The organism is Burkholderia sp. KBS0801, assembly GCF_005937855.2.
Classification (GTDB): domain Bacteria; phylum Pseudomonadota; class Gammaproteobacteria; order Burkholderiales; family Burkholderiaceae; genus Burkholderia; species Burkholderia ambifaria.
The window spans coordinates 1782940-1808033 of the sequence record NZ_CP042178.1 but is presented as its reverse complement, the minus strand read 5'-3'; the positions used below and the strand labels follow the sequence as shown (position 1 = coordinate 1808033).

20 protein-coding genes are annotated in these 25094 nt (G+C 67.8%); 9 read left to right on the top strand and 11 right to left on the bottom strand.

Annotated features, from left to right (window positions below):
* Positions 1-6 precede the first annotated feature (6 nt).
* The 3 genes from FFI87_RS24915 (at position 7) to FFI87_RS24905 (ending at position 2704) form a co-directional block, all read left to right on the top strand.
* Positions 7-561 (top strand): carboxymuconolactone decarboxylase family protein, encoded by a 555-nt coding sequence (locus tag FFI87_RS24915; protein ID WP_138848661.1) that lies wholly within the window; start codon positions 7-9, stop codon positions 559-561.
* A gap of 208 nt (positions 562-769) precedes the next feature.
* The gene (lpxO, locus tag FFI87_RS24910) at positions 770-1669 is read left to right on the top strand and encodes a lipid A hydroxylase LpxO (protein ID WP_138848662.1); all 900 of its coding nucleotides are present in this window, start codon (positions 770-772) and stop codon (positions 1667-1669) included.
* Positions 1670-1849: 180 nt separating this feature from the next.
* Positions 1850-2704, top strand: a complete 855-nt coding sequence (locus FFI87_RS24905; protein ID WP_138848663.1) for an extensin — start codon at positions 1850-1852, stop codon at positions 2702-2704.
* Positions 2705-2818: 114 nt separating this feature from the next.
* Here FFI87_RS24905 and ahpF read toward each other — a convergent pair whose 3' ends face one another.
* Both ahpF and ahpC read right to left on the bottom strand, forming a co-directional pair.
* The gene (gene ahpF, locus FFI87_RS24900; RefSeq protein WP_138848664.1) at positions 2819-4417 is read right to left on the bottom strand and encodes an alkyl hydroperoxide reductase subunit F; all 1599 of its coding nucleotides are present in this window, start codon (positions 4415-4417) and stop codon (positions 2819-2821) included.
* A 124-nt stretch (positions 4418-4541) separates the two neighbouring features.
* Positions 4542-5105, bottom strand: coding sequence for an alkyl hydroperoxide reductase subunit C (ahpC, locus tag FFI87_RS24895; protein WP_006750178.1), 564 nt, complete (start codon positions 5103-5105; stop codon positions 4542-4544).
* A gap of 320 nt (positions 5106-5425) precedes the next feature.
* Between ahpC and FFI87_RS24890 the strand changes: the two genes are divergently transcribed.
* The gene (locus tag FFI87_RS24890; RefSeq protein WP_138848665.1) at positions 5426-6418 is read left to right on the top strand and encodes an ABC transporter substrate-binding protein; all 993 of its coding nucleotides are present in this window, start codon (positions 5426-5428) and stop codon (positions 6416-6418) included.
* 18 nt (positions 6419-6436) lie between these two features.
* On the opposite strand, the gene FFI87_RS24885 is transcribed toward FFI87_RS24890, so the two are convergent.
* Positions 6437-7489 (bottom strand): RNA-guided endonuclease InsQ/TnpB family protein, encoded by a 1053-nt coding sequence (locus FFI87_RS24885; RefSeq protein WP_138848666.1) that lies wholly within the window; start codon positions 7487-7489, stop codon positions 6437-6439.
* Positions 7490-7608: 119 nt separating this feature from the next.
* Here FFI87_RS24885 and FFI87_RS24880 point away from each other — a divergent pair, with 119 nt between their 5' ends.
* Complete coding sequence (locus FFI87_RS24880; protein ID WP_138848667.1) at positions 7609-8907, top strand: dicarboxylate/amino acid:cation symporter; 1299 nt, start codon at positions 7609-7611, stop codon at positions 8905-8907.
* A gap of 10 nt (positions 8908-8917) precedes the next feature.
* Positions 8918-9619: an aspartate/glutamate racemase family protein gene (locus FFI87_RS24875; RefSeq protein WP_012365807.1), complete on the top strand. Its 702-nt coding sequence runs from the start codon at positions 8918-8920 to the stop codon at positions 9617-9619.
* A 93-nt stretch (positions 9620-9712) separates the two neighbouring features.
* Here the strand turns inward: FFI87_RS24875 and FFI87_RS24870 are convergent, their stop codons facing one another.
* The gene (locus FFI87_RS24870; RefSeq protein WP_138848668.1) at positions 9713-10606 is read right to left on the bottom strand and encodes a LysR substrate-binding domain-containing protein; all 894 of its coding nucleotides are present in this window, start codon (positions 10604-10606) and stop codon (positions 9713-9715) included.
* Between the two features lie 177 nt (positions 10607-10783).
* Here FFI87_RS24870 and FFI87_RS24865 point away from each other — a divergent pair, with 177 nt between their 5' ends.
* Genes FFI87_RS24865 through FFI87_RS24855 form a run of 3 tightly spaced genes read left to right on the top strand, consistent with a single transcriptional unit; the run spans position 10784 to position 13755 of the window.
* A complete protein-coding gene (locus FFI87_RS24865) occupies positions 10784-11950 on the top strand; it encodes a branched-chain amino acid ABC transporter substrate-binding protein (protein ID WP_138848669.1) in 1167 nt (388 codons plus the stop codon).
* A gap of 16 nt (positions 11951-11966) precedes the next feature.
* Positions 11967-12506 carry an L-2-amino-thiazoline-4-carboxylic acid hydrolase gene (locus tag FFI87_RS24860; RefSeq protein WP_138848670.1) on the top strand — a complete coding sequence of 180 codons (540 nt, stop codon included), beginning with the start codon at positions 11967-11969 and terminating at the stop codon, positions 12504-12506.
* The gene (locus FFI87_RS24855) at positions 12499-13755 is read left to right on the top strand and encodes a Zn-dependent hydrolase (RefSeq protein ID WP_138848671.1); all 1257 of its coding nucleotides are present in this window, start codon (positions 12499-12501) and stop codon (positions 13753-13755) included. The genes FFI87_RS24860 and FFI87_RS24855 overlap by 8 nt, the downstream gene beginning before the upstream one ends.
* Positions 13756-13765: 10 nt before the next feature.
* On the opposite strand, the gene FFI87_RS24850 is transcribed toward FFI87_RS24855, so the two are convergent.
* The 7 genes from FFI87_RS24850 to pgaA form a co-directional block, all read right to left on the bottom strand.
* Entirely contained in the window at positions 13766-14602 is an 837-nt protein-coding gene (locus FFI87_RS24850; RefSeq protein WP_138848672.1) for a c-type cytochrome, read from the bottom strand.
* Between the two features lie 269 nt (positions 14603-14871).
* Entirely contained in the window at positions 14872-16173 is a 1302-nt protein-coding gene (locus tag FFI87_RS24845; RefSeq protein WP_012365812.1) for a hypothetical protein, read from the bottom strand.
* Complete coding sequence (gene glmS / locus FFI87_RS24840; protein WP_138848673.1) at positions 16170-17993, bottom strand: glutamine--fructose-6-phosphate transaminase (isomerizing); 1824 nt, start codon at positions 17991-17993, stop codon at positions 16170-16172. Before glmS ends, FFI87_RS24845 begins: the two co-directional genes overlap by 4 nt.
* A gap of 120 nt (positions 17994-18113) precedes the next feature.
* Positions 18114-18602, bottom strand: coding sequence for a hypothetical protein (locus tag FFI87_RS24835; protein ID WP_011658536.1), 489 nt, complete (start codon positions 18600-18602; stop codon positions 18114-18116).
* Positions 18580-19851, bottom strand: a complete 1272-nt coding sequence (gene pgaC, locus FFI87_RS24830; protein WP_012365815.1) for a poly-beta-1,6-N-acetyl-D-glucosamine synthase — start codon at positions 19849-19851, stop codon at positions 18580-18582. Before pgaC ends, FFI87_RS24835 begins: the two co-directional genes overlap by 23 nt.
* Positions 19848-21941, bottom strand: a complete 2094-nt coding sequence (pgaB, locus tag FFI87_RS24825) for a poly-beta-1,6-N-acetyl-D-glucosamine N-deacetylase PgaB (RefSeq protein WP_138848674.1) — start codon at positions 21939-21941, stop codon at positions 19848-19850. Before pgaB ends, pgaC begins: the two co-directional genes overlap by 4 nt.
* A 15-nt stretch (positions 21942-21956) precedes the next feature.
* Positions 21957-25013, bottom strand: a complete 3057-nt coding sequence (gene pgaA / locus FFI87_RS24820; RefSeq protein WP_138848675.1) for a poly-beta-1,6 N-acetyl-D-glucosamine export porin PgaA — start codon at positions 25011-25013, stop codon at positions 21957-21959.
* Positions 25014-25094 lie beyond the last annotated feature (81 nt).

Here is a 25094-nt window from a genome sequence, read left to right as displayed (position 1 = left end):
CCGACCATGACAGACAGACTGCCTCCCTTCGATCCCGCATCGGCCACCGACGAACAGAAGGCCGTGCTGGCCGACATCCTCAGCGGCCCGCGCGGCAACCTGAACGGGCCGTTCCTCGGCTGGATCGCGAGCCCCGAGCTCGCCCAGCACGCGCAGCGGCTCGGCGCGTTCTGCCGCTATCGCACGGGCCTGCCGCTGCGCCTGTCGGAGCTCGCGATTCTCGTCACCGCCGCGCGCTGGCGCTCGCAGGCCGAGTGGCACATTCACCATCCGATCGCGCTCGATGCCGGCGTGCCGGCCGCGACGGCCGACGCGATCCGGCGCGGCGTCACGCCGACGTTCGAATCGGACGACGATGCGCTGATCCATGCATTCGCGACCGAGCTGTACGACACGCAACGCGTGAGCGATGCGACGTTCGCGCGCGCGCAGGCGCGTTTCGGCCATGAGACCGTCGTCAACCTCGTTGCGCTGCTCGGTTATTACGCGCTCGTCGCGATGACGCTCAACACGTTCGGTATGCGCGCAGACGGACAAACTGATTTGCCGTTTCCGGAATAATCGCCGCATGCGCGTGCGTCGGCAGATGCCGCGCGCGCAGTCCGATTGCGCCGAAAAGCCCGTCAGCACGGGCTTTTCGGCGTTTTGGCGTGACACGATCGACATCCTCGCCGCGTCTTGCCGACGCACATCGCAGCGCCTGCGCGTCAGCGCAAAAAATTCTCCCCGTACCTAGAATTTCTGCAAAACGCTTACGGGGGGAATATCGATGCGGTGGGTCCTGTTGATCGTGTTCATTGCGTGTGTGATTCATACGCACCGGCGCGGCAAGGTTCGGCACAGGTTGTTCAGGCAACTATCCGATCACTCGACCTTCACCGCGCCGCTGAACTGCTTTTCATACGCGTTCTCTTCGGTGCCGACCACGCCGTTTCTCGACCCGCGGCACTTTCCGGAACTCGCGGTGCTGCAGCGCGAATGGCGGACCTTCCGCGAGGAAGCGCTCGCGTTGCGCGATGCGAGCCGGATCAAGGCGTCGGGCGAGTACAACGACATCGGTTTCAATTCGTTCTTTCGCAACGGCTGGAAGCGCTTCTACCTGAAGTGGTACGACGCGCCGCATCCGTCCGCACAGGCGTTGTGTCCGCGCACCGTCGAGATCCTGTCGCGGATTCCGTCGATCAAGGCCGCGATGTTCGCGCAGCTGCCGCCGGGCGGCAAGCTCGGGCTGCATCGCGATCCGTATGCGGGCTCGCTGCGCTATCACCTCGGACTCGACACGCCGAACGACGACGCGTGCCGGATCGTCGTCGACGGCGAGTCGTATGCATGGCGCGACGGCGAGGCCGTGATGTTCGACGAAACCTATCTGCACTGGGCCGAGAATCGCACCGCGCACGATCGCGTGATCCTGTTCTGCGACATCGACCGGCCGATGAAATATCGCTGGGCGCAGCGCGTCAACGATGCATTCGGACAACTGCTGATGCGCGCGGCCGCGTCGCCGAACGAAACGGGCGACCGCACCGGCGGCCTCAATCATGCATTCAAGTACCTGTATGCGATTCGCCGCGCCGGCAAGCGGCTGAAGGCGTGGAATCGCACCGTGTACTACGTCGTCAAGTGGGCGCTGTTCGGCGGGATCGCGGTCGCGATCTTCTGCCTCTGATGGGGCGCGAGCAGGGGTGTCGAACCGTCTGACGATACGGCGGCGCGGCATGGGTCCGGCCCCGCCGGCGCTGCGCCAGCGCTGCGCCCGCATCAATGCAACCAAATGTATTCATACGGGATCTGCCGCGAACCCACGCGTATGATGGCTCGTTCACGTCGATAAGATCGGTGAGCAAGCATGAGAAGGACCCAAAAGACTTTGATGATCGTCGGCGGACTGCTGGTTGCCGCGGCAGGCAGCGGCTACGTGATGCTGCTGCGTGACGACCACCGCGCGATCGCGGAGGCCGGCATCGGCGATGCCGCAGCGCCTGCCGCCGCCGTGACCGCGGCGAACGACGACCATACCGCCCAAGGCACGATCGCGCCGCCGGCGGCGGTCGCGGTCCCGTCCACGCACGTCGACGACGCCGTGCCGCAACGAGCGGCCGTGCCGCCGCCGGCCGCAGCTCCCGCGCGCACGAACGCGGCTCCGCCATCCACCGCGGTCGCGCCGGTCATCGCCGCGCAGGCGCCCCCCGCGAAACCGACTGTGCCGCCGCCGACCGTTCATGTCGTGACGGTCGAGCCGGAGGATTCGACCCCAGCGAAAGCCAAGCCCGGGCCAGCGATTCAAGCGCCGGTACAAGCCGCGCAACCGCCACAAGCGGCACGATCGGCGCAAGCGGCGCAACCCGCGCAATCCGTGCAATCAACACCGCCAGTCCAGGCGGCGCAGGCGATCCGCCCGAGTCAGCAAGCACAGCCGGCGCAACGCGCGGAGCGCAAGCGCGACGGGCTCGAACGGCACGCGGCAGCACCGTCCGGCACGAAATCCGAAACGCCTGAAACCGCCGCGCTCGTGCATGAATCGGCGAAGCTCGATCCGTCGTTGCCGCCGCCGCAATACGTGGCGACGCCGAGCGCCGATCGAGCGCGTCCGTCGGCCGGCGGGAATGCGGTTGCCGCCGCGATGACCGAGCAGCTGGTCAGGCAGTCGAGCAGCTTCAAGGCGCCCGCATCGGCGAGTGCCGCGCCCGCCGCGGCCCAGTGAGATCGGTGCCGGCGCGTTCGCACCGCGCCGCACGACGCCGGATGAAAAAGGACCCCGCACGCCGACCAGGGCATGTGGGGCCAAGAGAGACGAATCCGGGCGGCGCGTCGCGCGTTACGCGGCGATCGCTTCTTCGGCCTGCGGCGCGTCGGCCGTGGCCGGCGTCGCGTCCTGCCGGATCAGGTGATCGAACGCGCCGAGCGACGCCTTCGCGCCTTCGCCGACCGCGATCACGATCTGCTTGAACGGCACCGTCGTCACGTCGCCGGCCGCGAACACGCCGGGCACCGACGTCGCGCCGCGTGCATCGACGACGATCTCGCCGTGCTTCGACAGCTCGATCGTGCCCTTCAGCCATTCGGTGTTCGGCACGAGGCCGATCTGCACGAACACGCCTTCGAGATCGACGCGCTTCGCTTCACCCGAACGCAAATCCTTGTAGACGAGCCCGTTCAGCTTGCTGCCGTCGCCGGTCAGCTCGGTCGTCTGCGCCTGCGTGACGATCGTCACGTTCGGCAGGCTGCGCAGCTTGCGCTGCAGCACCTCGTCCGCACGCAGTTGCGCGCCGTATTCGAGCAGCGTGACTTCCTTCACGATGCCGGCCAGGTCGATCGCGGCCTCGACACCCGAGTTGCCGCCACCGACCACCGCGACACGCTTGCCCTTGAACAGCGGGCCGTCGCAGTGCGGGCAGTACGCGACACCGCGGTTGCGGTATTCGCGCTCGCCCGGCACGTTGATTTCGCGCCAGCGCGCGCCGGTTGCCAGGATGATCGTCTTCGCCTTCAGCACCGCGCCGTTCGCGAGGCGGATCTGGTGCACGTCGCCCGGAATCAACGCGTCGGCGCGCTGCACGTCCATGATGTCGACGTCGTACTGCTTCACGTGCTGCTCGAGCGCGGTGGCGAACTTCGGCCCCTCGGTTTCCTGCACCGACACGAAGTTCTCGATCGCCATCGTGTCGAGCACCTGGCCGCCGAAGCGCTCGGCCACCACGCCCGTCGCGATGCCCTTGCGCGCCGAGTAGATCGCGGCGGCCGCACCGGCCGGGCCGCCGCCGACGATCAGCGTGTCGAACACCGGCTTGTTCTCGAGCGACTTCGCGGCGCGGGCACTAGCGCCCGTGTCGAGCTTCGCGAGGATTTCCTTCACGCTGCTGCGGCCCTGGCCGAACGATTCGCCGTTCAGGAACATCGTCGGCACGGCCATGATCTGGCGCGCTTCGACTTCGTTCTGGAACAGCGCGCCGTCGATCGCGATGTGGCGGATGCGCGGGTTGATCAGCGACATCACGTTCAGCGCCTGCACGACTTCCGGGCAGTTCTGGCACGACAGCGAGAAATACGTTTCGAACGCGTAGTCGCCGTCGAGCGCGCGGATCTGTTCGATCACGTCGTCGTCGAGCTTGATCGGATGGCCGCCCGTTTGCAGCAGCGCGAGCACGAGCGACGTGAATTCATGGCCCATCGGAATGCCGGCGAAGCGGATGCCCGCCGGCTTGCCGGGTTCGCCGATCGAGAACGACGGCTTGCGCTCGGCGTCGTCGCGGCGTTCGGTCACGGTCACGCGCGACGTCAGCGAACCAATCTCGTTGAGCAGCGCAAGCAGTTCCTGCGACTTCGCGCTGTCGTCGAGCGACGCGACGAGTTCGATCGGGCGCGTGATCTTTTCGAGGTACGCTTTCAGTTGATTCTTGAGATTGGCGTCGAGCATGGCGTTTCGGATTCCGTATTGATAATTCTGGTCGGGCACGTCGTGCCGGAGGAGGGCGCGGGCCGCACGAGGCGGCCCGCGGCGCGTCGCTCGCGCGCCTCGTGCGAGGCGCGCGCGGCGAGCGTCAGATCTTGCCGATCAGGTCGAGCGACGGGGTCAGCGTTTCCGCACCCGGCGTCCACTTGGCCGGGCACACTTCACCCGGGTGCGCCGCGATGTATTGCGCGGCCTGCACCTTGCGCAGCAGCTCGCCTGCGTCGCGGCCGATGCCGTTGTCGTGGATTTCGCACAGCTTGATCTCGCCTTCCGGGTTGATCACGAACGTGCCGCGCAGCGCCATCCCTTCTTCCTCGATCAGCACGTCGAAGTTGCGCGACAGCGTGAGCGTCGGGTCGCCGATCATCGGGTACTTGATCTTGCCGATCGTGTCCGACGTGTCGTGCCATGCCTTGTGCGTGAAGTGCGTATCGGTCGACACGCCGTAGATTTCGACACCCAGCTTCTGGAATTCCGCGTAGCGGTCGGCGAGGTCGCCCAGCTCGGTCGGGCAGACGAACGTGAAGTCGGCCGGGTAGAACACGACGACGGACCACTTGCCCTTGAAGTTCTCTTCGGTCACGGGCACGAAATCGCCGTTGTGGTATGCGGTTGCCTTGAACGGCTTGATTTGGGTGTTGATGATCGGCATCTTGCGAGTTCCTTTGGGGTGGTGTTGATGAAGTGTTCCCAGTATCCGGGTTGACCCCGGGCTTGTGAAATTGCTTGTTTCAATCCTCGGCATCGGGAATTCCTATCTGCTTCCGGCCCCCGTTGCGGCGGGCCGTCCGGGCGGCCCGTGACATCCGGGCCGGGCCTTCTGGCCGATTTCGGCCGGGCGGCGCTTCTGACACATTGGGCGTGCGGGAGCGGGCGGCGCCGAACCACGGCCACGCGCTTCGCGCCAGGGCCCGGCACCCGTTCGGCACGAACGGCTGTGCGGTCGTTCGACACTCATCGTCAACCTGCGCCATGAACCTCTTTTCCGGACGCGCCGCGCGCGCGCTGCTTGCGTGGTGCCGCGACATCTTGCTCGTGCGCCGATGCCTGCTTCGTCACTGGCGCAGCGCGGCCTGCGCATTCATCGCCGTGTCGTGCGGCGCACCGGCGCTGGCCCTCGATGCAACCGCGCCGGCCGCGACGGCCACGCCCGCGACCACGACCGCGCCCGCCACCACGGCCACCACCGCCACCACCGCCACCGGCCTCGTGCCGCTGCCCGACGGCCGGCTGCTTGCGCCCGAGTTCGCGCGCATCGTCACGCGCGGCACGCTCGTCGTCGCGGTGCTCGGCGTCGACCAGCCGCCGTTCTTCTCGTCGCGCAACGGCGCGTTGGCGGGCGTCGACATCGACCTCGCCGACGAGCTCGCGAAAAAGCTCGGCGTGTCCGTGCAGTTCGACCGCGACGCGCGCACCTTCGACGACGTCGTTCATCTGCTCGCGACCGGGCAGGCCGACGTCGCGATCAGCAAGCTGTCGCGCACGTTGCCGCGGGCGCAGGTGGTCAGCTTCAGCACGCCGTACATCAGCCTGCGGCGCGCGCTGCTGATCAACCGCGTCAGCTTCGCGGAACTCGCGAAAGGGCGGCCGCTGCCGGAAGTCGTGCGTGACTACCGCGGCACGATCGGCGTCGTCGCGCGCTCGGCCTACGCCGACTACGTGCGCAACGACTTCCCGGCCGCGCAGGTGCGCACCTATCCGAGCTGGCCGGCGACGCTCGACGCGCTGAACGCCGGGGCGGTCACGGCCGTGTATCGCGACGAGCTCGCGATCAAGCTCGTGATGCAGGACGACCCGAGCGCGCCGATCCGGCTGCGCGTCGCGACCTTCGACGACCTGACCGACGCGCTGGCCGTCGGCGTGCCGGTGTCCGCGCCGACGCTGCTCGCGTTCGTCAACCAGTTCCTGGCCGAGCGCAACAAGCGGCTCGACGTGAAATCCCTGCTCGATGCGATGGGCCACTGACTTGACGTCCTCACCCGCCTAAAGGCAGGTGATTCCCACACCTGGCGATGCACGTCCGCATCGGAGAATGTTCAGCGCAGCGTTGGTATCTCGATCATGCACGACACCACAGCCATCGCAGGCCCACTCTCTCATTCGCAGTCCCGCGATACCTTTCGGCCGCGTCGTGCTGTCTTTCGACCCGCACGCCGAACAGGACTGGGTAGAACCGCTTTCGTCCACTTCCTCGAACGTGGCTCCGTGCGCGATCGCCTTGTAATGGAGCTTGTTTCGGAAGGACGACCAGGACGCGTCGTAGACGCTCTTCGCCATCCTGTTTCTGGCAAGTTTGACGGCAGACACGTTGCCGACCGCGATGTAATCGAAACGCCGCACCAGATCGAGTGCGAGCTTGTGCTGGAAGTCGGCGCGGGCGTTCGCGACCTTCGCGTGCAACTTCGCGATATGTCGCTTGTGCTTTCGCGCCCGTTGCGCTTTCTCAAGCTTCTCGGCCGCGCATCGACCGAACCGATCGTTAGGCAGCTTCTCGCCCGTCGAAAGTTTGGCGAAGTCTTTCAGGCCGAGATCGATGCCGACACCGGAACGGATCGGGCGGGCATGAACATCGGGCATCTCGATCACGATGTTCAGAAACCAGTTGCCCCTCGCATCCTGCGCAAAGTTGGTCCCGTCCTTGATCTTGCCTTCGGGAAGCGGTCGGCTATTGAATACGCGGAAGGTGTTGCCGGCAAAGCGAAACGCGTCGCCCTGGCGCTTCAGGTCGCGCCCCTTCAGCGGCACCCAGCCCAGCGATTTCCTGCCGCGATAGCGCAGGTAGGGACGTCGGTGCTGGCTGCGCGACTTCGCATATTGCTCGCACGTCGCGTTGATCGTGCCGGAGTGGATGCCGAGCGCCTTGCTGCTCCCCGTCGTCAGCACGTTCAGATCGAATCCCGTCGGCCACTTCTTGCTCCACTTGAGCGCGTGCTTCTGCGTGTCATTGCAGAAGTTCCAGACGTAGTTCACCGCACGGCTCTGCTTGTTAAGCACTCCGTTGAGCGACTTCACGCGGTAGCGGTAGACAAGAATCATGCCGGTGATCCTAACCCGTGGAAGAAGCTGCCTGTCAACAGCACTCCTTTCCTTCCCGCCATCCGCCCCGAAGGAAGTCCCCTTGGGGGAAATGGCGGGGTTTCTCGGAGCAAATTCTGATGAACGACACCCGCAGGATCAAGCCACGCATCGAGCGGCTGCATGCGTTCGCGATCCATCCGCTGACGGTATTCGGCAGCCTCGCGCTCGGGATCGTGGCGGGCATGCTGTGGCCGGCCGCCGCGCCGCAGTTCGACTACGTGGGCGAGGTGTACGTCGGCCTGCTCAAGATGACGGCGCTGCCGTTCATGACGGCCGCCGTGATCTTCAGCCTGCAGCGGCTGCTGCGCGAGGGCAGCGCATCGGATCTCGTGATGCGCGTGATCGCGATCTTCGGCTGCGTGTCGGTGTTCGTCGTGGTGGTCGGCGCGGTCGTGCTGGTCGCGATGCGCCCGGGCGAGCACCTGTCGAACGCGACGCTGAAGGCGTTCGGCGCGCTGGTCGGCAGCGACGGCGCGGCGAGCGACACCGTGATGACGCTGTACGGCACCGATCCCGCGGAGAAGTCGTCGGGCCTCGCCGACATGCTGATCGCGCTGGTGCCGGGCAACTTCTTCGCGGCGCTCGCGAGCGGCGACACGCTGAAGGCGCTGGTGTTCTCGCTGTTCTTCGGCTTCGCTTCGGGGCGCGTGCCGGCGAGCATCTCGGCGGCGCTGAGCCAGACGCTGGAGACCGTGTATTTCACGTGCCAGAAGATCATGCACTGGCTCGCGTATCCGACGCCGATCGTGCTGTTCTGCGGTGGCGCCGCGCAGATCGGCACGTCCGGGGTCGGCCCGATCGAGGCGATGTTCCGCTTCGTCATGGCGTTCGTGGTCGTCACCGTCGTGCTGATCGCGGCGGCGCTCGCCGTGATCTGGAAGCGCTCGGGCGCGACGCTGGCCGACACGCTGGCCGGCTTGCGCACGCCGTTCGCGATGGCGCTCGCCACGCGCAGCAGCGTGGCCTGCATGCCGAGCATGATCGAGTGCCTGGCCGACGACTTCGGCTTCGCACGCGCGCGCGTCGAGCTGGTCGTGCCGCTCGCCGTGTCGCTGCTGCGCGTCGGGCCGATGGTCTATTACGCGAGTGCGACGCTGTTCGTCGCGCAACTCTACGAACGCGCGCTCGGCCCCGGCGAGCTGTGCGTCGTGCTGGTCGCGTCGGTGCTGGCCGGATTCGCGTCGACGGGCACGTCGGGGGTCGTGACGGTGTCGCTTACCGGGATGGTCTGCGCGGCGCTGCACCTGCCGTTCGAGGCCGCGTTCGTGCTGTTCGCGGCGGTCGATCCGTTCTGCGAGATATTGCGCACGCTGTTGCTGGTGATCGGCAACTCGGCCGTCGTATCCGCGATCTGCGCGCGGCCGCCGCGCGCGTGAAGGAGACATCATGGCGCTTGTCGGCGTATTGGGCGGAATGGGGCCGCTGGCCACGGTCGACTTCATGCATCGCGTGATTCGCCTGACGCGCGCGCGCTGCGATCAGGAGCATCTGCCGATGATCGTCGCGAACCTGACGCGGACGCCCGATCGCTCGCGCGCGATCCTCGACGGCGGAGCCGATCCGCTGCCGGCGCTGCTCGACGGCGTCGCATTGCTGAACCGCTGCGGTGTCGACGTGATCGCGATCCCGTGCAATTCCGCGCATCACTGGTATGCGCCGCTGCGCGAGTGCAGCGCGGCGCCGGTCCTGCATATCGTCGATGCGTCGGTGGCCGCGGTGCCGGCCGGCGTGCGGCGCGTCGCGGTGCTCGCCACGGGCGGCACGCTGGTGTCGGGGTTCTACCAGGCGGCGCTGCGTGCGCGCGGCTTCGAGCCCGTGATGCCGGCCGTGACCGCGCAGCGCGATATCGCCGCGTGCATCGCGGCCGTCAAGGCGGGGAAGGTCGATGCGTCGGTGCGGCGCCTGTCGCGCGCGCTCGCGACGCTCGCGCGGCGGGACGTGGGCGTCGCGGTGATGGGCTGCACGGAAATTCCGATCGCCGCGCGTGCGTTGCGCGATGCGCCGTTCGCGTTGATCGACAGCACGCAGGAGCTGGCGCGGGCGACGGTTGCTTATGCGGCCGAGCGCGGATGGGGGCGGGCGGTGTGACCCGCAGCGACGGCCCTCCGGCATGCATGGCGGATGCCGCTACGCTGGCCACGCGTGCGAAGACGCCCGGCCGGCCGGTGGCGAACCGGCCGCTCAGGCGGCGATCTTCCTGAGCCAGTCGGCAAGCCGTCTCGCGCCGTCCGGCATGTCCGCATCCTCGCGCGTGCACAGGTAGTAGTCGCGCCCGTCGTCGAGCGCGTGGTCGAACAGCTGCACGAGTTCGCCGCTCGACAGTTCGCGCTCGACCAGCGGCGCGCGCAGCAGCGCCGCGCCGAGATCCGCGCGCGCCGCGCTCAGCGTCAGTTGCCCGTCCTCGAACATCGGCCCCACCGCATGCGACACGTGCCGCACGCCGGCGCCCTGCAGCCAGTTGACCCAGGTGCTGCGATCCTCGTCGTGCACGAGCGGCGCCCGCGCGAGGTCGGCCGGCGTGCGGAACGGCCCGTGGCGTTTCAGGAACGACGGGCTGCACATCGGCACCATCGCGCCCGGCAGCAGCCGCTCGCAGCGGTAGCCGGGCCAGTCGCCGGTGCCGAAGCGGATCGACAGGTCCGACGCGTCGCTTCGATAGTTGCGGTGATGGGCGTACAGCACGGTCACGTCGACGTCGGTGTTGTCGGCGAGGAATGCGTGCAGCCGCGGAATGAACCAGCCGATGCCGAGCAGCGGAATCAGGCTGATCGTGATCTGCCGCAGCGACGAGCGGTCGCGCACGAAGCGCGTCGCGCTGCGCAGCACCGAGAACGCGGCGCTGATCGAGCGGTAATAGTCGCGCCCCTCGTCGGTGAGCGCGAGCAGCCGGCCGTCGCGAACCGTCAGCGGCGTCTGGATGAACGCTTCGAGCAGTTGCAGCTGATGGCTGACCGCGGACGGCGTGATGTCGAGCTCGTGCGCGGCCGCAGTGACCGAGCCGAGACGCGCGAATGCCTCGAACGCGCGGACGGCGCGCAGCGGCGGATCATGCGGCAATTGTTCGATATTTTTCATGTGTCGAATTTTATCGAAAAATCAGGGTAAGCGACAATCTGAAAATGCGCTGTATTTACAGATGTTTACGCTATTGTGTCGGGAATGGCATAAGCATCCAACAATTGAGTATTTGGGGTGTGGATGCCGAATCTTTAATATTTTTCATGTTTTGATCCGAATCACTGATCCCCGCACATGAAAATCGCCTTTCTTCCCGCCCGTCTCGCTTTCTCCGCGGCCGCGCTGATCGCGGCCGTTCCCGCCTTCGCGCAATCCGCGCCGCAGACGATCCTGATCGGCCTCGCCGCGCCGCTGACCGGCCCGTCCGCACGCATCGGCAAGGACTTGCAGAACGGCGCGCAACTCGCGATCGACGATGCGAACGCGAAGCACCCGAGCATCGGCGGCAAGCCGGTCGTCTACAAGCTCGTCGCGGCCGACGATCAATCCGACCCGCGCACGGCCGTCGCGGTCGCGCAGCAGCTGGTCGACCAGCACGTGATCGGCGTCGTCGGTCACTGGAATACGGGCTGCAGCGTGCCGGCGTCGCGCGTCTATCGCGATGCGGGCATTGCGCAGATCGCGCCGGCCTCCACCGGCCACCAGTACACGCAGCAGGGTTACGCAACCGCCTTCCGCATCATGGGTCACGACGATGCGGGCGGCAACTTCACCGGCGCGTATGCGGTGAAGACGCTGAAGGCGAAGCGCATCGCGGTGATCGACGATCGCACGTCGTTCGGCGCGGGGCTGGCCGACCAGTTCATCAAGGGCGTGCAGGCGAACGGCGGCACGATCGTCGATCGCCAGTACGTGAACGACAAGACGACCGACTTCAGCGGCGTGCTGACCGCGATCAAGGGCAAGCGCGCGGATCTCGTGTTCTTCGGCGGGCTCGACGCGCAGGCCGCGCCGATCGCGCGCCGGATGCGCCAGCTCGGCGTGAATGCACCGCTGCTCGGCGCCGGCGGTTTCGTGAGCCAGACCTTCCTGTCGCTCGCGGGCAAGGACGGCGAAGGCGTGACGGCACTCGAGCCGGGCCTGCCGCTCGACCGGATGCCGGGCGGCAACGCGTTCGACGCGCAATATCGCGCACGCTGGCACGCGCCGATCGAGCTGCATGCGCCGTTCGCGTACGACGCGGCCGCGACGCTGATCGCGGCCGTCCAGAAGGCCGGCACGACGCAGCCCGCGAAGGTGGTCGCGGCCGTGCGCGCGATCGACCGGCCCGGCGTGACCGGCCGGGTCGCGTTCGATCAGCAAGGCAACCTGAAGGACCCGGCGTTCACGATCTACCAGGTACGCGGCGGCAAGTGGACCGTCGTCGACGTGCTCGGCGGCGCGCGCCCCGCAACGAAATAACGACGGAGACGTTCCCATGACCGACCAGACCCACGCAGCCGCGGCGGCACCCGAGGACACGCGCCTCGGCATCCTCGCGCGGCGCCGCATCGAAGCGGAAATCATCAAGCCGATCTACGAGATCATGAAGCGCGAATTCGGCACCGAGCGTGCGCAGGCCGTGATCGCGGAAGCCGTGCGCGGCGCGGCCGTCGACGCGGGCCGCACGTTCGCCGCGCAGGAGCCCGACGGCACGAGCGTGCAGTCGTTCATCGCGCTGCAGGTGCTGTGGGAGAAGGACGACGCGCTCGACGTCGAGGTGCGCCGCGCGGACGACGCGCACTACGACTACGACGTGCATCGCTGCAGCTACGCGGAGATGTATCACGCGATGGGCCTCGGCGAGATCGGCCACCTGCTGAGCTGCGCGCGCGACAGCTACTTCATCGAGGGTTACGACCCGCGCATCGCGCTCACGCGCACGAGCACGATCATGCAGGGCGGCAAGCGCTGCGATTTCCGCTATGCGCTGCAGGCCGCGCCGCGCGACGACGCAGCGGAGGCCGGCAATGCATGACGACCTCGCACGCGCACCGCGGGTCGACGGGGCGCGGCTGTGGGCATCGCTCGAACGGATGGCGCAGATCGGCGCGACGCCGAAGGGCGGTGTGTGCCGCCTCGCGCTGACCGATCTCGACCGCGAGTCGCGCGACCTGTTCGTGCAGTGGGCGCGCGACGCCGGCTGCACGGTGCGGGTGGACCGGATGGGCAACGTGTTCGCGCGCCGCGCGGGCCGCAATCCCGACGCCGCGCCGGTGATGACGGGCTCGCACGCCGATTCGCAGCCGACCGGCGGCCGCTACGACGGCATCTACGGCGTGCTCGGCGGCCTCGAGGTCGTGCGCGCGCTGAACGATGCGGGCATCGAGACCGAGCGCCCGATCGACGTCGTGATCTGGACCAACGAGGAAGGCTCGCGCTTCGCGCCGGCGATGATCTCGGCCGGCGTGTTCTCGGGCGTCTATCCGCTCGAATACGGGCTGTCGCGCACCGACGGCGCCGGCAAGACGATCGGCGAGGAACTCGCGCGCATCGGCTATGCGGGCACCGAGCCCGTCGGCGGCTATCCGGTGCATGCCGCGTACGAACTGCATATCGAACAGGGCGCGATTCTCGAGCGCGCGGGCAAGACGATCGGCGTCGTGACGGCCGGGCAGGGGCAGCGCTGGTACGAGGTGACGCTGACGGGCGTCGACGCGCACGCGGGCACGACGCCGATGGAATTCCGGCGCGACACGCTGGTGGGCGCCGCGCGGATGATCGCATTCGTCGACGCGCTCGGCCGGCGCCATGCGCCGCACGCGCGCGCGACGGTCGGGATGATCGAAGCGCGGCCGAATTCGCGCAACACGGTGCCGGGCAACTGCTTCTTCACGGTCGAGTTTCGTCATCCCGACGATGCGGTGCTCGACGAACTCGATGTGGCGCTGCGTGCGGAACTCGCGCGCGTGGCGGCCGACGCCGGGCTCGGCGCGCGGATCGAGCAGATCTTCACGTATCCGCCGGTGCCGTTCGCGCCGCGCTGCATCGATGCGGTGCGCGACGCGGCGCAGGCGCTCGGGCTGTCGCACATGGACATCGTGTCCGGCGCGGGCCACGACGCGTGCTATGTCGCGCGCGTCGCGCCGACCGGCATGATCTTCGTGCCGTGCGTCGACGGGCTGAGCCACAACGAGGCCGAGGCGATCACGCCGGAATGGTCGACGGCGGGGGCGGACGTGCTGCTGCGCGCGGTGCTGCACAGCGCGCAAGAGGCGGGCGCTTGAGCGGCGTGGCTTACTTGCCGGCCTTGCGCCGCGCGATGTACGCGAGGTAGGCGACGATCTGGTCGAGTTCCCGGTCGCTCAGTTGCTCGGGCGGGAACGCCGGCATCACGCGGCCCGGCCAGTCGCGCACCGATGCCGGGTTGCGGATGTAGCGGCGCAGCGCGGCCGGCTGGAAGTAGTCGACCGGATTCATCGGCGCGTTCAGGTCGGGCCCGGCGTGGCTGCTGCCCGCGCCGTCGAGGCGGTGGCACGCAAGGCATTGCGTGACGAACAGCCGCTGGCCCGCGCGGGCCGGATCGTTCGCCGGCAGCGCCGAATCGACGGCGAGCGACGGCCAGCGCGCGAGCGGCGACGATTCGACCGTGATGCGCACGATCTGATACGGCCACTGCTCGCCGCGCACCGACGACGCGTCCGGCCCGAGCCACACCAGATAGAACGGCCCGGCGCTGACCGGCTTGCCCGGCAGCTTCGGCCACGGGTGCGCGGGATCCTCGATCGCGAGCCACGCGACGGCGCCGGCCGGTGCACGGCGGCGCGCGAGATCCAGCGGCAATTGCGCGGCGAAACCGTCGGCCGCGCGCGTTTCGAGCACGCCGTCGGCGGCTGGCGGCGTGTCGCCGAGCAGCGCGGCGAACGGCACCGCGCGGAACGTCATCGGCCGGCCGTACGCAATGTCGCGCGGCACGTGGATGTCCGTCGCGTCGGCGCGCGCGAGCAGCGCCTCACGCGTCAGGACGCGCGGCGTGCCGTCGGTGTCGAGTTCGAGCGCACCCTGCGCGGACGCGCGCGTGGCGATCAGGCACACCATCAGCAGCAACAGCGAAAACCACCGGCGCTTCAGCATTCGTACTCCGTGGAAGGGGCGTTGCGGCGGCGGCGAAAGAGGCGAGTGCCGCGGCCGATGGAAGGAATCGGGCGACAGTCTAGCCGGTAAGGGCGACGCTGGCGACTGCGGCGCGACAGCCGAGAGGGCGGGAATCGGACCTGTCGACGGCGGCTTGCCCGGCTACCCGATGGCCGAATGCGTGCGCAGGGATCGCGCCGCGCGATTCGGACAGCGGTGCAAGGGGATGGGTGATTCGCGTCGATCCGGATGATCGACGCGCGGCGTCGTCAATGCGTCGGACATTGCGCGTCGGCCTTCGGCAACGGTGTGTTCCGCGCCGTGTCGAAATCGGCTTCGCGCGTGCCGGACGGTGTGAGCGACACGAAATGCATCGCCCCGCCGCGTGCCGGGAACCCCGCGATGCCGGTCGAGCCCCACGGAATCGGCGAACGCTGTACGCCACTCACCGACATGCCCGTTGCCGAAAGCGCCAGCGTCAGCAGCCGGCCGTCGCGGGTCGGCACATACGCATGCGTGCCGTCGACGCCGATCCCGGACTCCCGCACCGACGCCGGCAGGCAGTCGAGCGTGGCGACGCGACGGCCGTCCGGATCGATCAGCATCGCGACGCCGCGATTGTCGGCGGTCGTCGTGACGACGACGAAGCGGTCGACCGCCGGCACGTAGGCCGACGAATACACGTAGTACTGGATCGCGTCGTTCAGCGCCCCGAGCTTGTCGAGCTTCGCCGTGACGGGATCGAACATCGCGTATTCGAGCGTCGCGTCCGTGCTGCCTTCGATGTATTTCTGCCAGAGCAGCAGCGCGCGGCGCGGCGAGCCCGCTACCATGGGCCACCACTCGCGGCGGCGCGGCGCGACCGGCACATGGTTCAGCACGTGCCCTTGGGCATCGTAGGTTTTCACGTAGACGCCGTTGCCGGTGCCGAGATTGTCGACGCCGCCGCCGTCGATCCAGTCGGCGGAATAGAACACGACGAAGCGTTCGCCCACCGCGGCGACGTGCCCCGAGTGGCCGCCCGCTTCGACGTCGTTCGGGTAGGGCTTGACCGGCTTCAGGTCGCGCCGGTAGATGCCGTATCGCTGGCTGACCGTGTCCGGCGTGTCCCAGCCGTCCTCGAACGTGACGAAGATGTCGCCACGCGGGCTTTGCGCGATCGATACCGGCTCCTGCGCTTCCGGGCGGCTGATGAACGTATGGACGCGCAGCAGGCCCGGCTTGCCCGGCCGCCATTCGCCGACGTACACGTCATGCGGCCAGTTGCCGTTGCGCAGCGCGCCGCGCGGCGCGATGCCCGAGCTGCTGAAGAACACCCAGCGCCGGCCGTCGCCCGCATCGGCCACGCCGATCCCGTGCATGAAGCGCCGCGCGTCGCCGTGTTCCTGCGGCGACGTGGGTTCCTGCACGGTGACCGTATGCACGACCGGTGCGCCCGCGCACGTGTACGACGGCGCCGCGACGGCAACGCACGCGCCGCACAGAGCCGCCGCGACGCGCCGTGCAGCGGCACGCCGGGCCGCGCGTGCGCGTAGGGCGAACGCGTGCGCCAGGTCCGGCCGCTCCGTCATTCGACAGTGACCGATTTCGCGAGGTTGCGCGGCTTGTCGACGTCGGCGCCGCGCGCGCAGCCGACGTGATACGCGAGCAGCTGCAACGGAATCACGTTGACGATCGGCGACAGCGCATCGCCCGATTCGCGCACGCGGATCAGGTGCGTGTCGCGGTCGGCATCGATCTCGAGCTGATGACCCGCGAGCACGTACAGCCGCCCGCCGCGGGCGCGCACTTCCGCCATGTTGGACTTCAGCTTCTGGAACAGGCGGTCGTCGGGTGCGATCGTGACGACCGGCATCGCGCTCGTGACGAGCGCGAGCGGGCCATGCTTCAGTTCGCCGGCCGGATAGCCTTCCGCATGGATGTACGACACTTCCTTGAGCTTCAGCGCGCCTTCCAGCGCGATCGGATAGTGAATGCCACGCCCGAGGAACAGCGCGTTCTCGGTGCGCGCGAACTTCGCGGCCCAGCCCATGATCTGCGTTTCCAGCGCGAGGGCGTGAGCGATGCGCTCCGGCAGTTCGTGCAGCTTCTTCAGGTGCACCGCGACCTGCGCGGCGTCGAGCCGGCCGCGCTGCTGCGCGAGTGTCAGCGTCAACAGGAACAGCGCGACGAGCTGCGTCGTGAACGCCTTGGTCGACGCGACGCCGAGCTCGATGCCGGCACGCGTCAGGAAGCAGAGCGGCGCGCTGCGCGCGATCGAGCTGGTCGCCACGTTGCAGATCGCCATCGACATCTCCTGGCCCATCTCTCGCGCGCGCTCGAGCGCGCCGATCGTGTCGGCGGTCTCGCCCGACTGCGAGATGCCGACGACCAGCGTGCGCGGATCGGGCACCGTATCGCGATAGCGGTATTCGCTCGCGATCTCGACCTGGGCCGGAATGCCCGCGATGCTCTCGAGCCAGTATTTCGCCGTCAGGCCCGCGTAGTAGCTGGTGCCGCAGCCGAGCAGCAGCACGCCGCGGGTCTTCGACAACAACGCGCGCGCGCTTGCTTCGTCGCCGAACAGCGCGGGCGAGATCGTGTCGATGCCGTCGATCGTGCTGGCGATCGCCTTCGGCTGCTCGAAGATCTCCTTCTGCATGAAGTGCTGATAGGGCCCAAGCGCGGCGTCGTCGTCGCGCGCCTTGACCTCGCACAGCGGACGGCTGGCTTCGCACCCGACCGAATCGACGACGTCGATGCGCTCCGGCGTGATCAGCGCGACGTCGCCGTCTTCGAGGTACACGAAGCGGTCGGTCAGGTCGCCGAGGGCCGCGCAGTCGGACGCCAGATAGTTCTGGTCCGCGCCGATGCCGATCACGAGCGGCGAGCCGGCGCGCGCGGCGACGAGCCGCTGCGGTTCGAGCGCGCTCAGCACGGCGATCGCATACGCGCCGTGCAGCCGCTTCACCGCGCGGATCACGGCATCGAACAGGTTGTCGCGATAGACGCTGTGGATCAGGTGCGCGATCACCTCGGTGTCGGTTTCGCCGCGAAACGTATAGCCGCGCTGCCGCAGTTCGGCGCGCAGCGCGTCATGGTTTTCGATGATCCCGTTGTGCACGACCGCGATCGTGTCGCCCGACATGATCGGGTGCGCGTTGACCTCCGACGGCGCGCCGTGTGTTGCCCAGCGCGTGTGCGCGATGCAGGTCTGCGCTTCGAGCCCGAGCGTCAGCACGCGGTGCTGCAGGTCCGCCACGCGCCGCAGCGTGCGTTCGCTGCGCAGGTGGCCGTCGCGCAGCACGGCGATGCCGCACGAATCGTAGCCGCGATACTCGAGCCGGCTCAACGCATTGACCAGTTGCGGCACCTGATTCTTCAGGCCGCTTGCTCCGACGATTCCGCACATGATTCACCTCGTCTAACAGGAAGTTGCCGACTGGCGCGCATGACGCGCGGCAGCACGTTATCAGGAGCGGTGTCGCACCGCGCGGCATGTTCGCGCGCGGCGCGGCACGTCTGCCCGGACCTATTCGCGGGGTTGGGCCCCTGCATGCGCGACCCATTCGATGCCCGAGATCGAGCCGTTCGCGTCGTGCGACGCGACGAGAATGCGCGTCGTGCGTCGTGCGCCGCGCCGGCGGGCGCCCGCGAACGCGGTCGGCGCGACCGAGCGCACCTTCACGCTGGCCGAGCGCCGCAACATCTTCGACACGCGCCACCGGTACGCGAGCGGATGCACGACGCGCCCCGCGATCAGCCACATGACGATCGTGCCCGCGATCAGCGCGATGCTCGTCACGTAGAACACGATCTGTTCGATCGGCATCTCGGCCTCGTTGAACGGCAGCAGGTAGCGGTAGGTATAGATGCAGATCGATGCCCAGACTCCACCCACCAGCGCGGGCCGCATCAGGCGGAACCACGCGACGAGCACGGGTCCGACGATGCCGCCGCGCTCGGCGATCAGTTCGCGCGGGGCGCGCAGGGAAAGGTCAATAATCGGCGCGTTCTTCATGTTGAATGCCTCGGTCGGGACTGACCCAAACGGCGCGCTTGCCGCGGCCCCGCAATACGACGGCGGGCAGGGCGACGACGGTGGTGATCATGCTGATCAGCCAGAACGCGACGGGGTACCAGATGGTGTCAAGGAAATACATCAGGAGTTTCTCGTCGTAACGACGATCGATCATGCTGCCGATGATCAACTGCAGGATGCAGGTCGCCACCAGCAGCATCCCGTGCCAGTGCGGCACCACGGACACATGCCAGCTCGGCGGAAGCGGGTAGACCACGTCGATCAGCGCGAGCAGCAGGATGAACGACATCGAGTACGCCCACGCAATGCCGATCAGGTACTCGATGAACAGCGGCCACATCATCATCTGCGTCGGCCGCGCGAGCGTGCCCGCGTACTTCATCAGCACCTGGATGCCGCCCTTCGCCCAGCGCAGCCGCTGACGATAGAGCCCCCGGACCGTCTCGGGCATCAGGATCCAGCTGAGCGCATGCGGCTCGTACACGACGCGCCAGTCGCGGCACTGCAGCTTCCAGCTGATGTCGATGTCCTCGGTCAGCATGTCCGAGCTCCAGTAGCCGACGTCGGCGAGCGCGGTCTTGCGGAACATCGTGATCACGCCCGACACCGTGAAGATGCGGCCGTACACCTGCTGCGTGCGCTTGATCAGCCCGACGATCGACGAGAATTCGCCGACCTGCATGCGCCCGAGCAGCGACGTGCGCGTGCGGATGCGCGGGTTGCCGGTGACCGCGCCGACACCCGGATCGGTCAGGAAATGCTCGAGCATCCAGCCGATCGCGTCGTGCGCGAGCAGCGCGTCGCCGTCGATGCAGAGCAGGTATTCGGCGTTCGATACCGCGGCCGCGGTCGTGAGCCCGACCGCCTTGCCCTCGTTGCGCGCGTGATGGATCACGAGCAGCCGCGGAATCTCGACGGCCAGTTCGTTGAGGATCTCGCCGGTGCGGTCCTTGCTGCCGTCGTTCACCGCGATGATGTCGTAGTTCGGGTAGTCCATCGCGTTCAGGTGCCGGATCACGCTGCGCGCGTTCGCCGCTTCGTTGAAGCACGGCACGACGATCGAGATCTTCGGGATGCCGCTCGACGCGATCGTGCGCATCGACAGCTCGCGGCCCTCCTCGAGCAGGAAGTAGTGAACGACGCCGCCGATCATCCACAGATACGACATGAAGAACGGATAGTAGAAGACGAAGTCCTGCAGGCGCTGGATGATGCTGTGGGAGTTCATGGCGTCTTGGTTCCGGGCGTGTGCTGCATCTGCATCAGCGCGTTGATCGAGTTCTGGTCGAGGCGTGACTTCAGCGACATCACGTCGCGCATCGCTTCGAGCTGCGGCTGCCCGTTCAGGAAGTTGTCGGGGTAGTAGCCGAAATTCACCGCGCCCTTGCTGCGCAGCCGCCGCATCTGCGCGAGCAGCGTGCTGGCAGGCACCGCCTTGCGCGCGTGCCAGTCGTACGACTGCAGTTCGAACACGGTGCGCTCCAGGCCGCGCGGCTTCGCATGGACAGCCTGCACGAGCTGGTCCAGCCAGCCTTCTGGGTCCTTTGCCTGTTCCATGTACGGCATCGCCATCAGCGCGACGTAGTCGTAGGTCACGAGGAAATCGTCGTAGTTCTGCGCGTACCACGTTTCCGATTCGGGCTTGAGCACCGGCATCGCGAAGATGTTGCGGGCGGTCAGCACGTCGCCCGCATTCTGGTGGGCGAGCACGATCTGCGAGAGCTGGCGGGTCAGGTCGATCAGGTAGCGCGACTTCTGGCGCGTCCAGCGCTTCATCAGGTCGGGGTTCTCGCGGATCTTGCCGATATCGGCCGGCAGCCCCCATTGCGAATAGGTGCGCAGCGCATGCTTGCCGGCATCCTCGTAGTCGTCGAGCACGGCGTCGTCACTGAACAGGATGCCGCTGAACGATGCGTGCTTGGTGAGATCCTCGTAGATCTGCTGGATCATCAGCCGCGCTTCCGGATCGAACGGGCTCAGCCGGAACACGCGCGTGCCGTTCTCGCGGGCCGGCGCGCCGCCGTAGGCGCTCACGGCCTCGATCCCGCGCTGCTTGTCCGCCGGCGGCCGGAACGCGAGCACCGGCATCCATGCGTACACCTGCACGTTGGCGCGCGTGTTGAGCTGCCATGCGGCGCGCGAGAACAGGTCGGCGCGCATCGGCAGGTGCCGGTTCGGGAAATACACCGCTTCGGCCACGCCGGTGCCTTTCGGGTCCGCATATGCCTGCAGGTACACCGATTTCGGCTGCATCCGGTAGATGCGTTCGATCAGCTTGCCGAGATTCGCTTCCTGCCGCGCGGGGTCCGGATCGTAGACCTGGTCGAGATCGACCTGCACGGTGCGCTCGGGCACGTCGACGTCGCCGCGGTTGGACGCCGGTTCGCGCATCGAGCGCTCGAACCCGCCGATGTCGACGTCGTACATCATCAGGATCCGTCTCAACCGGTCCAGCGGCACGTCCGGCGTATTCGGACCGGCGTCGAGGCTGAACTGGATGTCCATGCCGAGCGACGTCGATATCCTGCGCACGGGCTGGTTTTCCGCGCCGTATGGCCACACCATCGAGCGAGCGACGATGCCGGTGTGTTCGCGGATCTGCCGCACGCAGGTCTGCAGGTCGTTGTGCACGCGCGCTTCGAATTCGGCGTCGGTTTCATAGCGCTTCTGGTCCTGCAGGTAGAGGTGCGAGGTGGTCGCCGGCAACTCGTTGCCTTGCGGATTCGCGATCGCGCCGTGATGGAGGTTGTGGGTGTGGCAGCCGAGCTCGACGAAGGGCGACTGGCCGAGCTTCTTCACCTCGTCCCACGACAGGAAGTAGTCGCGCGGCACCTGCACCTTGTCGCTGATGCGGATCGGCGTATCCGGCGGTGTATCGATCCACGCGGTGACGATGCCCATCACGGCCGGATACTTGAAGCGCTCGAGCAGCGGCAGCACCTTCGTGTAGTGGCTGCGAAAGCCGTCGTCGAACGTGAGCAGCACCGAGCGCGGCGGCAGCGGCTTGCCGCCGTGCCGCGACTCCTCGATCTGCCTGACCGTGATGGTGTGATAGTTGTTGGTCTGCAGCCACGAGAAGATCGCGGTCAGCGTGCCGGTATCGACCGCGAACGGATCGACGATCGCCGACGGGGAGTTGAACGACGCCATCAGGTTGTCACGCACGTCATGCAGGCAGATCACGCGAAACGTCTTGCCGTCGGCCGGATCGGACGGCGGCAGCAGATCGATCATCTTGGCATTGGTCACGCCCGGGAACAGCGAACAGGCGGCAAATGCACCCATGCATCCGCACATGAAGGTCCGTCGGGATTGCATCGTACGATCTCCTTGCTAGAACGGCAGGTTGAGCGACAGGAAGCCGGTTTCGGAGCGCTCGCGCTCGCCGTCGTACGCGTGGCTGCTGACCTCGACGCCGTAGCTCAGCGTGATGTCGTGCTTGAACGTCCACGCGTGCTCGAGCCGCGCGCTCCACAGCGCGCTGGTGCCGAATCCGCGCTCGTTGTAAGCGCCGCCCGACACCGAGATGCGCTGCTGCAGCCCCATGTCGCCCTTCTTCCACAACGTCAGCTGGTGCATTACGGTCGCCGCGGCCGCGTAGTCGCGGCCCGGGCTGAAGTACGGTGCGTCCCGGCGGGTGTTGCTGTCGGTGCCGAGATCCAGCGATACGTTGACGAGCTGGTTGGCGGACGTGTACACGCGCTGCGTGGCGGTCGCCGTGATTTCCTGGTGCAGGTTCGAATCGCTGTAGCGGCTCACGCCGTAGCTCAGCTTGACTTCGCGCCGGTCGTTCTGGCGATACACCACCGACACGTTCGCGGAGCGGCCCCAGATGTGCGCGGCATACGCCTTCCACGGCAGCGAGTTGTCGTTGCTGTCGACCCCGCCGGAGACGGTCCAGTAGTCGTTCAGCGCGTACGCGATCGTCCCGCGGCCGCCGGTTCGGCCGTCCCCGCCGAGCGAACGCGTGACTTCGCCGAGGACTGTGAGCGGCCCGTGCCGGTAGTCGCCGCCGATGCCCGTGCGGGTGCGGCTGATGCTGCCGCTGTCGGTTTGCGCATGGCCGAAGAACGTGTGCGAGAAGACCCGCCAGTTGTCGCCGAACGGTTGCGAATAGATGTAGCTGTCGGACGTGAAGCTGTTGTCGGCCAGCGCGCTGTTGCCGTGCTCGAAGCTCAGGTCGGTCGTGAATATCGGGCTGCGGTAGGCCTTGTAGTCGCGCTTGAAGCTGCGCACGGCGCCGCTGTCCGGGAACGTGTTGTCCAGGGTCTGGTCGACGCTCTTCGCGGTCGCGTAGTCGTCCGCCGTGAGCGACGCGCGGCCCAGGCCCGCGAGCATCTCGACGCTGTCCGGGTGGTCGGCCAGCGACGCGCGATACATCGAGATCGCCTGGCGCGGATGCGCCTGGCCCGACACCGCATCGGCGTGCGCGGCGCGCACCTCGCCGTTGAACGGGACCTCCTTCTCGAGTTGCTCGAGCGCGGCGATCCCTTCGTCGGGCCGACCCGTGAAGATCAGGTATTGCGCGCGCAGCCGGTAGTAGCGCAGATAGTCGCTTTCCCCCGGGCCGTAGTTGCGCACCTCCGTGGCCGGCGGCAGCGACTTGCCCATGTCGTCGAGCACCTGCTTCGCGTCCGCCGCGCGGGCCCGGTCGACGTACGACCAGAACAGCCCTTCGCGCAATTCGATCGCACGCGTGCGTGCACCGTACTGGAAGCCGCGCGTCGCGCGGTCCGTCGGCGACGCGGTCGCCTGATTCAGCGCACGCTGGTACACGGCATTCGCCTTGCCCGGTTCGCTCAGGTAAAGATACGCGTCGCCGACGGCCGCCAGCGCGTCGATCGAGATCTCCGCGTCGGGCGGGATGGTCTCGAACGTCTTGACGGCCTTCGTCATGTCGCCGCGTGCCGCAAGGGCGACCGTGCGGTCGCCCGCGAGCGCCGTCCTGACGGGCGTGTACTCGGGTGTGGCCGGCATCCGCTGGTCGAGGTCGTCGGCCGCGCGCAGCGCGTTGTCGAGTCCGTCGAAGCGGTCCGAACTCGTCATCGCGCGCGACTTGTCGCGTCCGCCGCGCACCTGCTGGCGAATCGACAGTTCTTCCAGTTGCGCGATGTCGACGGCGGAGAACGCGTCGGGCCGCATTTTCGCTTCATCGATCGCCTTGACCGCGCCACCGCTCGTCGCGAGGCCGAACACGTCCTTGCGCACGGTCTCGACGTCGGCGGTACGGAGATCCGGCGCCTGGGCGTTCGGCGTTTCGACGTCGGGGCCTTGCGAGCGTTGCATGGATTCGCCGGGTAGCTGGGCGCCGGGTGTCTGTGAACTCGGCCCTTGGGACGACGGCGATTGCGCGCCCGGCATCTGCGTCACGGGCGTGGGCGAATTCGGCATCGGCGTGCCGGATGCCTGAGCGGTTTGCGTCGGTGAATTCGGCGGAGCGGTGGTCGCGGCTTGTGCGGGCTGCGGCGCAGTGTCCGGGGGTTGCGCGCTCGGGGCTGGCGCCGGAGCGGCCGATGCGGATGGTTGGGATGGCGTTGCGGCGGTAGGCGCCGGTGTATCGGGCGGTTGGGCGCTGGTGGCCTGTGCAGGCGGCATTGGTGCGTCCTGCGTCTGCGCGATCCGTGCAGGTGTGTTCGGCGGGGGGCTGTCGGACACCTGCGCAGGCGGCATCGGCGCGTCCGGCGTCTGTGCGACCGGCGCTGGCGTGTTCGGCGGGGCGGTGTCGGATGCCTGCGCCGCTTGCATCGGGGCGTCCTGCGTCTGTGCGATCGGTGCAGGCGTATTCGGCGGTGTGGTGTCGGACGCCTGCGCTAGTTGCACCGGCGCGTCCTGCATCTGCGCGATCGGTGCAGGCGTATTCGGCGGTGCGGTGTCGGATGCCTGCGCCAGTTGCATCGGCGCGTCCTGCGTCTGCGCCATCGGTGCCGCCGTGTTCGCCGGTGCGGTGTCGGGCACCTGCGCCAGCTGCCTCGGCCCGTCGGGCGTCGGCGCGACAGGTGTCGGCGGATCGGGGGGCTGCGCGCCCGGCGCCGGCTCGCCCGATTGCGGCGCTTCCGGCTCCACCACGACCGTGATCGGCATAGGCGATGCCTGAGCCATCTGCAGCGACGCGTCGGACGCCAGCGCGATCGGCGTCGGCGCATGAGGAGGCAGCGTGCCCGAACCCTGGGCGGCCTGCATCGGCGCCCCCGTCGGCTGCATGTCGGGCGGCAGCGCATCCCGCGCGCCGTGGGTCCCGGCGATTTCGCGCGCGCTGCCCGGTTCCGCGTCGCCTTCGGCGGCGAAGCAGGGGCCGGACGCGACGAGCAGCAACAGCAATGGCGCATGCAGGAGGATCCGCCGGTTGGACGGAGCGACGGTGGTGCATTGTTCTTTACGATTGTTGGCCACGGTATGTCCTCACTTCTTGTCGATCACATCGGTTGCATGCCCGACGACGCTCGTCGCCGACCATCACGCTGCCGGGTGGCA